Origin of the sequence: Sulfurivirga sp., assembly GCF_015490265.1 — a bacterium.
In the GTDB taxonomy this organism is placed as follows: domain Bacteria; phylum Pseudomonadota; class Gammaproteobacteria; order Thiomicrospirales; family Thiomicrospiraceae; genus Sulfurivirga.
In genome coordinates this window covers 43,166-51,482 of record NZ_WFYD01000011.1, presented here as the reverse complement: position 1 = coordinate 51,482, position 8,317 = coordinate 43,166, and the positions used below count along the sequence as shown (strand labels likewise).

General features: G+C 61.4%; 9 protein-coding genes. All 9 read left to right on the top strand.

The annotated features are described in order from the left end of the window. A partial coding sequence (locus F8K16_RS00785; protein ID WP_294945583.1) for an NADH-quinone oxidoreductase subunit C occupies positions 1-474 on the top strand: 474 nt, incomplete at its 5' end. Between the two features lie 6 nt (positions 475-480). Beyond that, the gene (locus F8K16_RS00780; RefSeq protein ID WP_294945581.1) at positions 481-1,734 is read left to right on the top strand and encodes an NADH-quinone oxidoreductase subunit D; all 1,254 of its coding nucleotides are present in this window, start codon (positions 481-483) and stop codon (positions 1,732-1,734) included. Beyond that, complete coding sequence (gene nuoE, locus F8K16_RS00775) at positions 1,731-2,225, top strand: NADH-quinone oxidoreductase subunit NuoE (protein WP_294945578.1); 495 nt, start codon at positions 1,731-1,733, stop codon at positions 2,223-2,225. The genes F8K16_RS00780 and nuoE overlap by 4 nt, the downstream gene beginning before the upstream one ends. Before the next feature lie 3 nt (positions 2,226-2,228). Beyond that, positions 2,229-3,515: an NADH-quinone oxidoreductase subunit NuoF gene (gene nuoF / locus F8K16_RS00770; RefSeq protein WP_294945575.1), complete on the top strand. Its 1,287-nt coding sequence runs from the start codon at positions 2,229-2,231 to the stop codon at positions 3,513-3,515. 18 nt (positions 3,516-3,533) lie between these two features. After that, positions 3,534-5,768: an NADH-quinone oxidoreductase subunit NuoG gene (gene nuoG, locus F8K16_RS00765; protein WP_294945572.1), complete on the top strand. Its 2,235-nt coding sequence runs from the start codon at positions 3,534-3,536 to the stop codon at positions 5,766-5,768. A gap of 18 nt (positions 5,769-5,786) precedes the next feature. After that, on the top strand, positions 5,787-6,848 hold the full coding sequence (nuoH, locus tag F8K16_RS00760) for an NADH-quinone oxidoreductase subunit NuoH (RefSeq protein ID WP_294945570.1): 1,062 nt from the start codon (positions 5,787-5,789) through the stop codon (positions 6,846-6,848). A gap of 10 nt (positions 6,849-6,858) precedes the next feature. After that, positions 6,859-7,350, top strand: a complete 492-nt coding sequence (gene nuoI / locus F8K16_RS00755) for an NADH-quinone oxidoreductase subunit NuoI (protein ID WP_294945590.1) — start codon at positions 6,859-6,861, stop codon at positions 7,348-7,350. Between the two features lie 11 nt (positions 7,351-7,361). Continuing rightward, a complete protein-coding gene (locus F8K16_RS00750) occupies positions 7,362-8,009 on the top strand; it encodes an NADH-quinone oxidoreductase subunit J (protein ID WP_294945567.1) in 648 nt (215 codons plus the stop codon). After that, positions 8,006-8,311, top strand: a complete 306-nt coding sequence (gene nuoK / locus F8K16_RS00745; RefSeq protein WP_294945564.1) for an NADH-quinone oxidoreductase subunit NuoK — start codon at positions 8,006-8,008, stop codon at positions 8,309-8,311. Before F8K16_RS00750 ends, nuoK begins: the two co-directional genes overlap by 4 nt. Positions 8,312-8,317 lie beyond the last annotated feature (6 nt).

The following is an 8,317-nucleotide window of genomic DNA, read 5'->3' as shown; positions in this document are numbered from 1 at the left end:
CGCACCAACTGGGAGACGCTGGACGCCCCCAATGAGGGCTTCAGCCGGGGCGTGTTCGATTTCGAGGAGCAGGTCAGCGAGCTGCCGCTGGACATGCCGCGCCGTTTTGCGGTGGTGATGCATCTGCTCTCGGTTGCTGACAACCGTCGCATCCGCGTGCGCGCCTTCATCGAAAACACGGCGCAGCCGACCATCGATTCCGTCGTGGATGTATGGAACTGTGCCAACTGGTTCGAGCGTGAGGCGTTCGACCTTTTCGGCATCATCTTCCGCGGGCATCCGGATCTGCGCCGCATTCTGACGGACTATGGCTTTGTCGGTCATCCGCTGCGCAAGGATTTTCCGCTGACCGGTCATGTGGAGATGCGTTACGACCCGGAGCAGGGCCGCTGCGTCTACGAGCCGGTTTCCATCGAAAACCGTGTCAACGTGCCGCGGGTCATTCGTGACGAAGGTTTTGCTGAGCAGGGGTGACGACAGATGGCAGAAATCAAGAACTACACGCTCAACTTCGGTCCTCAGCACCCCTCGGCGCACGGCGTTCTGCGTCTGATTCTCGAGCTGGACGGTGAGACCGTCGTCCGCTCCGACCCGCATATCGGGCTGCTGCACCGCGGCACGGAAAAACTGGCTGAATACAAGCCGTTCAACCAGTCCATCGGCTACATGGACCGTCTCGACTACGTGTCCATGATGTGCAACGAGCACGCCTATGTCATGGCCATCGAAAAGCTGTTGGGCATTGAGGTGCCGGAACGTGCCCAGTACATCCGCGTGATGTTCGACGAGATCACCCGCATTCTCAATCACCTGCTGTGGGTGGGCGCGCATGCGCTGGATATCGGCGCCATGACGGTGTTCCTCTACGCCTTCCGCGAGCGTGAGGACCTGATGGACTGCTACGAGGCGGTCTCGGGTGCCCGTCTGCACGCCACCTACTACCGTCCGGGTGGGGTCTATCGCGATCTGCCGGACAGCATGCCCAAATACAAGCCGTCCAAGTGGCGCTCCGAAAAGGAGCTGAAGCGTCTGAACGAAACCCGTGAGGGCAGCCTGCTGGACTTTCTGGAGGCCTTCACCGAGCGCTTCCCGGGCTATCTGGACGAGTATGAGACGCTGCTGACCGACAACCGCATCTGGAAGCAGCGCACCGTGGACATTGGTGTCGTATCGCCGGAGCGTGCGCTGCAGCTGGGCTTTACCGGCCCCATGCTGCGTGGCTCCGGTGTCGCGTGGGATCTGCGCAAGAAACAGCCCTACGAGGTGTACGACAGGCTGGATTTCGACATTCCCGTCGGCAAGAACGGCGACAGCTATGACCGCTATCTGGTGCGCATGGCGGAGATGCGCGAATCCAACAAGATCATCCGTCAGTGCATCAAGTGGCTGCGGGAGAATCCCGGTCCGGTGATGGCGGAGAACCACAAGGTGACGCCGCCCTCCCGTGAGGAGATGAAGACCAACATGGAGGCGCTCATCCACCACTTCAAGCTGTTCACCGAAGGCTACAGCGTGCCGGAAGGTGAGGCCTATGCAGCAGTGGAGCATCCCAAGGGCGAGTTCGGCATCTATCTGGTTTCCGACGGTGCCAACAAGCCCTATCGCCTCAAGATCCGGGCGCCGGGCTTCGCCCATCTGGCCTCGCTTGACGAGATGTGCAAGGGCCACATGATTGCAGACGTGGTCACCATTATCGGAACCCAGGACATCGTATTCGGGGAGATCGACCGATGAGCGAGAAGAACTATCAGGTCATCAAGGGCGATGTGAAGGCCCGCATCGATCGGTGGATTTCCCAGTATCCCGCCGACCAGCGTCAGTCCGCCGTGATGCCGGCGCTGCGCATCGTGCAGGAGGTCAACGGTGGCTACCTGACCCGCGAGCTGATGGATGAGGTGGCCGACTATCTCGGCATGGCGCCCATGGCCGTCTATGAGGTGGCCACCTTCTACTCCATGTATGAGCACAAGCCGGTCGGCAAGCACAAGATCTGCATGTGCACCAACATCTCCTGCATGCTGCGGGATGCCGATGATCTGGTCGAGTACCTGAAGGAGAAGCTCGGCGTGGATGTGGGTGAGGTGACGCCCGACGGCCGCTTCTCCATCAAGAAGGTGGAGTGTCTGGGTGCCTGCGGCGAAGCGCCGGTGGCGATGATCGGCAAGGAATACTACGGCAATCTGACCCGTGAGCGGCTGGATGAGCTGCTGGACAGCCTGGAGTAAGTTATGGCAGAGATTCCGCTGAACGAGTGTTGCTACCGCCTCAACCACCTGGACCGGTCGTGGGACATTGACGTCTACATGGCCAACGGTGGCTATGAGGTGTGGAAAAAGGTGCTGGCCGGCGAGCTGACGCCTCAGGAGATCATCGACGAGGTCAAGACCTCCAACATCCGTGGCCGCGGAGGTGCCGGTTTTCCCACCGGGCTGAAGTGGAGCTTCATGAACCGCCATGCACCCGGTCCCAAATACATTCTGTGCAATTCCGACGAAGGTGAGCCGGGCACTTTCAAGGACCGTGACATTCTCCGCTACAACCCTCACCAGCTGATTGAGGGCATGATGATCGCCGGCTACGTGATCGGCGCCAATGCCGGTTACAACTACATCCGCGGTGAGTTCTGGGAGCCCTACAAGCGCTTCGACAACGCGGTAAAGCAGGCCTACGAGGCCGGCCTGCTTGGCAAGAACATCCTCGGTTCCGGCTGGGACTTCGATCTCTACACCCATCTGGGTGCGGGGGCCTATATCTGCGGTGAAGAGACCGCGCTGATCGAGTCCATCGAGGGCAAGAAGGGGCAACCCCGTTTCAAGCCGCCGTTTCCGGCCAGTTATGGTCTCTACGGGCGTCCGACCACGATCAACAACACCGAGACGCTCGCCTCCATTCCCATGATTCTGGCCAAGGGCGGCAAGTGGTTTGCCGATCTGGGCGTGCCCGGTGCCGGTGGCACCAAGATCTACGCCGTCTCCGGCCATGTGGAGAAGCCCGGAAACTATGAGGTGCGCATGGGCACCCCCTTCAAGGATCTGCTGTCGCTGGCGGGCGGCGTGTGGAAGGGGCGCAAGCTCAAGGCCGTGATTCCGGGGGGCTCGTCCACGGCGGTGCTGCCGGCCGAGAAGGCGATGAAGATGAACATGGACTATGACTCCATCGCCAAGGCGGGGTCCTTCCTCGGCGCCGGTTCGGTCATCATCATGGATGAGACCACCGACATGGTGAAGGCGCTGGAGCGGCTCACATGGTTCTACTACGAGGAGTCCTGCGGCCAGTGCACCCCGTGCCGCGAGGGCACGGGCTGGATGTACCGGGTCGTGCACCGGATCCGCACCGGTAAGGGGCGTCCCGAGGACATCGAGATGCTCAAGGATGTGTCCGGCAAGATCATGGGCCGGGTCATCTGCGGTCTGGGGGATGCGGCGTCCATTCCGGTGGCCAGTTTCCTGGAGCACTTTGAACACGAATTCCGTCATTACATCGAACACGGTTGCAGCATTTACGACCGTGCCTAAGGGGTCAGGGATCCGCTTATGATCAAGATCGAAATCAATGGTCAGGTTGTTGAGGCCCACGAAGGGGACATGCTGATCGACGTGGCGGACAGCGCGGATATCCCGATTCCCCGCTTCTGCTACCACAAGAAGCTGTCCATCGCCGCCAACTGCCGCATGTGTCTGGTGGAGGTGGAAGGCGCGCCCAAAGCGCTGCCGGCCTGCGCCACGCCGGTCACCGACGGCATGAAGGTGTTCACCCGCTCGCCCAAGGCCCGGGCGGCGCAGAAGGCGGTGATGGAATTCCTGCTCATCAACCACCCGCTGGACTGCCCCATCTGTGACCAGGGCGGCGAGTGCGAGCTGCAGGACGTGGCTTTCGAATACGGTGACGACGTGGGCAAGTATTCCGAGGCCAAGCGCGTGGTGCCCGACCATGATGTGGGCCCTCTGATCGCCACCGACATGACCCGTTGCATCCACTGCACCCGCTGCGTGCGTTTCGGGCAGGAGATTTCCGGTCTGATGGAGCTGGGTGCGGTCGGCCGGTCCGAGTGGATGGAGATCACCACTTTCGTGGGCAAGTCCATCACCTCCGAGATTTCCGGCAACATCATCGATCTGTGTCCGGTGGGGGCGCTGACCTCCAAGCCTTTCCGCTACAAGGCGCGCGCCTGGGAACTCAAGGCTGCGCCGGCCATCGCCGCCCACGACAGCCTTGGCTCCAATATCGAGGTGCATACCTATCATGGCAAGGTGATGCGTGTGGTGCCGCGGGAGAACGAAGCCATCAACGAAGTCTGGCTCTCCGACCGTGACCGCTTCGCCTACACGGGCCTCTATGCCGAGGACCGTCTGACCGTGCCCATGGTCAAGCGCAATGGCCGCTGGGAGGAGGTCGAATGGGAGGAGGCACTGGAGGCAGTGGTGGAGCGCCTGAAGCCTTTTCTGAATTCGCCGCAGGATATTGCCGTGCTGGCCTCGCCCAACGCCACGGTGGAAGAGCTGTATCTGCTCAGGAAGCTGACCGACGCGCTGGGTGTCAGACGGCGCGAATGGCGTCTGCGGCAGCAGGATTTCCGTGTAGAAGTGCCGCTGGGGCTGAAACTGGGCCTTGACGAGGTAGAGCAGCTCAATCATGTGCTGGTCGTGGGCAGCCATCTGCGCCATGAGCTGCCGCTGCTCAACCTGCGCGTGCGCAAGGCGCAGCTGGCCGGTGCCTCGGTGCACATGCTCAATCCGATGGATTACGCCAGCACCTTTGACATCGCCGACCGGCTCATCGTCAAGCCGAGCGAGATGGTGCGCCAGCTGGCGGCCGTAGCCAAGGCGGCAGGCGCCGAGCTTCCCGCCGGACTGTCCGATGTGCCGGTCACCGACCAGCATCATGCCTGGGCCGAGGCGCTGAAACAGGACAAATCCGCCATTTTCGTCGGTGGCGTGGCGCGCATGAGCCGTCATTACGCAGAGCTGGCCGCGTTGGCCGCTGTGCTGGGCGAGAAGACGGGGGCGAGCGTCAACATTCTGCCGCTGGCGGCTAATGAGATGGGCGCGCAGGCGCTGGACTTCGCCGGCGAGAGCTTCAATGACATGCTGGAGAAAGGGGCGAAAGCCGTAATTACCCTGGGTGTGGAACCTGAATATGACACCCTGTGGGGTGAAAGGGCCGTGCAGATGCTGGAGCAGGCGGAGCTGGTCATCAACCTGACACCCTTCGCCAATGCTCGCGCCAGGGAATACAGCGACATTCTGCTGCCGGTCGCGACTGCCTATGAGACCGCCGGCACCCTGGTCAGCGCCACCGGCACCTGGCAGTCCTTCAAGCAGGTGACCGACGCCCCCGGCGATGCCAAGCCGGCGTGGAAGGTGCTGCGCGTGCTGGGCAATGTGCTGGATGTGGACGGCTTCGACTATATTCACGCCGATCAGGTGCTTGAGGAGGCGCGCCAGGCAGTGACCGAGGTCGGGGCCGAGATTGCCATGCCTGACACCTTTGTGGCAGGCGGAGAACTGGAAGTCGTGCCGTCCCTGGCGCTCTACAGCACCGACATGGTCGTGCGTCGGGCTGAACCGCTGCAGCAGGCGGCCGGTGCCGCTGTGGCCGAAACCGTCAGCCGACTTGAGACTGAAAAGGTCGTCCTCTGCTGTGGAGAAACCTGTGTAGAGTTGCCCAACCGTCAGGATGAGGCGGTGGCCGAAGGGGCGGTGTTCGAACCGGTCGCCATTGACGAAACCCTGACTGTCCCGGCCGTCTGCGCCGAAGTCAGAGCCTAAAGAAGCGGGAGCGGATTTATGTTTGCGACACTGCAACATTGGCTGTCCGGATGGATGTGGGACTGGCTGGCCGTGCTGATCACGCTGCTGATCCAGGCGGTGGTGGTCATCCTGCCCATCATGATCGCCGTGGCCTACCTCACCTACGCCGAGCGCAAGGTGATCGCCTACATGCAGGTGCGCATGGGGCCGAACCGTGTGGGCCCCTATGGCCTGCTGCAGCCCATCGCGGATGCGGTCAAGCTGATGTTCAAGGAGGTGGTGCTGCCCACCCAGTCGAACGTCTATCTGTTCCTCATCGCACCGATTCTCGCCATTGCGCCGGCCATCGCCGTGTGGGCGGTAGTGCCGTTCGCACCAGGCTGGGTGGTGACCGACATTGACGCCGGCGTGCTCTATGTGCTGGCCATCGCGTCCATCACCGTCTATGGCGTGGTGGTCTCCGGCTGGGCGTCCAACTCCAAGTACGCCTTTCTGGGCGGCCTGCGTTCCTCCGCGCAGAAGATCTCCTATGAGATCGCCATGGGCTTTGCGCTGGTGACGGTGCTGATGGTGGCGGACACCATGAACCTGACCAAGATCGTGGAAGGTCAGCAGGGCGGCATCTGGCACTGGTATCTGATCCCGCTGCTGCCCATGTTCGTGGTCTATTTCATCTCCGGCGTGGCGGAGACCAACCGGGCGCCTTTCGATATCGCCGAGGGCGAATCCGAAATCGTGGCCGGCTTCCATGTGGAATATTCAGGCATGGCGTTCGCGGTCTTCTTCCTGGCCGAATACGCCATGATGATCCTGATCTCCTACATGACGTCCATCATGTTCCTGGGCGGCTGGCTGTCTCCGTTCGAAGGCATCCCGCTGCTGGAGACGCTGTTTGCCTGGGTGCCGCCGTTCTTCTGGCTGGCGGCCAAGGTGGCGTTCCTGCTGTTCGTCTTCCTGTGGTTCCGTGCCACCTTCCCGCGCTATCGCTACGACCAGCTGATGCGGCTGGGGTGGAAGGTGTTCATTCCGCTGACCATCGTCTGGGTCTTTGTGGTCATGCTGATGCATTACTTCAAAGTCGGCCCGTGGTTCAACTGAGGACAGCATGATGACCGATAACATTCGCCACTGGATCAAGACCTTCGGCCTGATCGAACTGTTCAAGGGACTGGCGGTCACCGGCAAGTATCTGTTCAAGCCGAAGATCACCGTGCGCTATCCGGAGGAGAAGACGCCCATCTCTCCCCGGTTCCGCGGCCATCACGCCCTGCGCCGCTATGAGAACGGCGAGGAGCGTTGCATCGCCTGCAAACTGTGCGAGGCGGTGTGCCCGGCCAATGCCATCACCATCGAGTCGGAGGAGCGCGAGGACGGCACCCGCCGCACCACGCGTTATGACATCGACATGTTCAAGTGCATCTACTGCGGCTTCTGTGAGGAGGCCTGCCCGGTCGATGCGATCGTAGAAACCCGCGTGTTCGAATATGTCTTCTGGGAGCGGGGTGAGAACATCATGACCAAGGAAAAGTTGCTGGCTTTCGGCGACAAACATGAACAGATGATCGCGGCGGACAAGGCTGCGGACGCCAAATATCGCTGAGGGACGGTGAGATGAGTTTTGAACAGCTGGTCTTCTATGCCTTTGCCGCCATCGCCGCCTTTGCCGGCCTGATGGTGATCACCGTGCGCAACCCGGTCAAGGCTGCCCTGTGGCTGGTGCTTGCCTTTGTCAGTACTGCAGCAGTATGGATCCTTGCCGAAGCCGAGTTCCTCGGTCTGGTGCTGATTCTGGTCTATGTGGGCGCTGTGCTGGTGCTGTTCCTGTTCGTGGTCATGATGCTGGACATCAACCTGGCCGAGATGAAGGAAGGCTTCGCCCGCTATCTGCCCATCGGGGTTCTGGTGTCGCTGGTAGTGTTCGGCCTGATCTACATGGTCGTGGGGCCGGAACACTTCGGGCTGGCGCAGTTCAAGCCGGTTGAGCACGGCCCGGACTACAGCAACACCAAGGAGATCGCCGTGCCGCTCTACACGCAGCACGCCTATGCCTTCGTGCTGGCGGCCGTGCTGCTGCTGGTCGGCATTGTGGCGGCCATCGCTCTGACGCTGCGTCGCCGTCCGCCCTCCGAAGCGCTCTATCAGGATATTGACGCTCAGGTGCGTGTGCGTGCCGAGGACCGTCTGACCATGGTGAAGATGCCGGCGGAAGTGGAGCCGGACCTGCCCGAGAACAAGGAAGAAGAGGAGGGCGCCAAATGATCGCTCTGTCCGACTATCTGGTGTTTGGCGCCGTGCTGTTCATGATCAGCATGGCCGGCATCTTCCTCAACCGCAAGAATCTGGTGCTGATCCTCATGTGCGTGGAGCTTCTGCTGCTGGCCGTCAACACCAATCTGGTGGCCTTCAGTCACTACCTCAACGACGTGCAGGGGCAGATCTTCGTGTTCTTCATTCTGACCGTGGCGGCAGCCGAGGCGGCCATCGGTCTGGCGATTCTGGTGCTGGTGTTCCGTCACCGCCGGCAGATCAATGTGGACGATCTGGACGAGCTGAAGGGGTAATTGATC

Coding starts and splice junctions, on each gene's coding strand:
- F8K16_RS00780 (WP_294945581.1), top strand. CDS start 481: ATGGCAGAAATCAAGAACTACACGCTCAACTTCGGTCCTCAGCACCCC.
- nuoE (WP_294945578.1), top strand. CDS start 1,731: ATGAGCGAGAAGAACTATCAGGTCATCAAGGGCGATGTGAAGGCCCGC.
- nuoF (WP_294945575.1), top strand. CDS start 2,229: ATGGCAGAGATTCCGCTGAACGAGTGTTGCTACCGCCTCAACCACCTG.
- nuoG (WP_294945572.1), top strand. CDS start 3,534: ATGATCAAGATCGAAATCAATGGTCAGGTTGTTGAGGCCCACGAAGGG.
- nuoH (WP_294945570.1), top strand. CDS start 5,787: ATGTTTGCGACACTGCAACATTGGCTGTCCGGATGGATGTGGGACTGG.
- nuoI (WP_294945590.1), top strand. CDS start 6,859: ATGACCGATAACATTCGCCACTGGATCAAGACCTTCGGCCTGATCGAA.
- F8K16_RS00750 (WP_294945567.1), top strand. CDS start 7,362: ATGAGTTTTGAACAGCTGGTCTTCTATGCCTTTGCCGCCATCGCCGCC.
- nuoK (WP_294945564.1), top strand. CDS start 8,006: ATGATCGCTCTGTCCGACTATCTGGTGTTTGGCGCCGTGCTGTTCATG.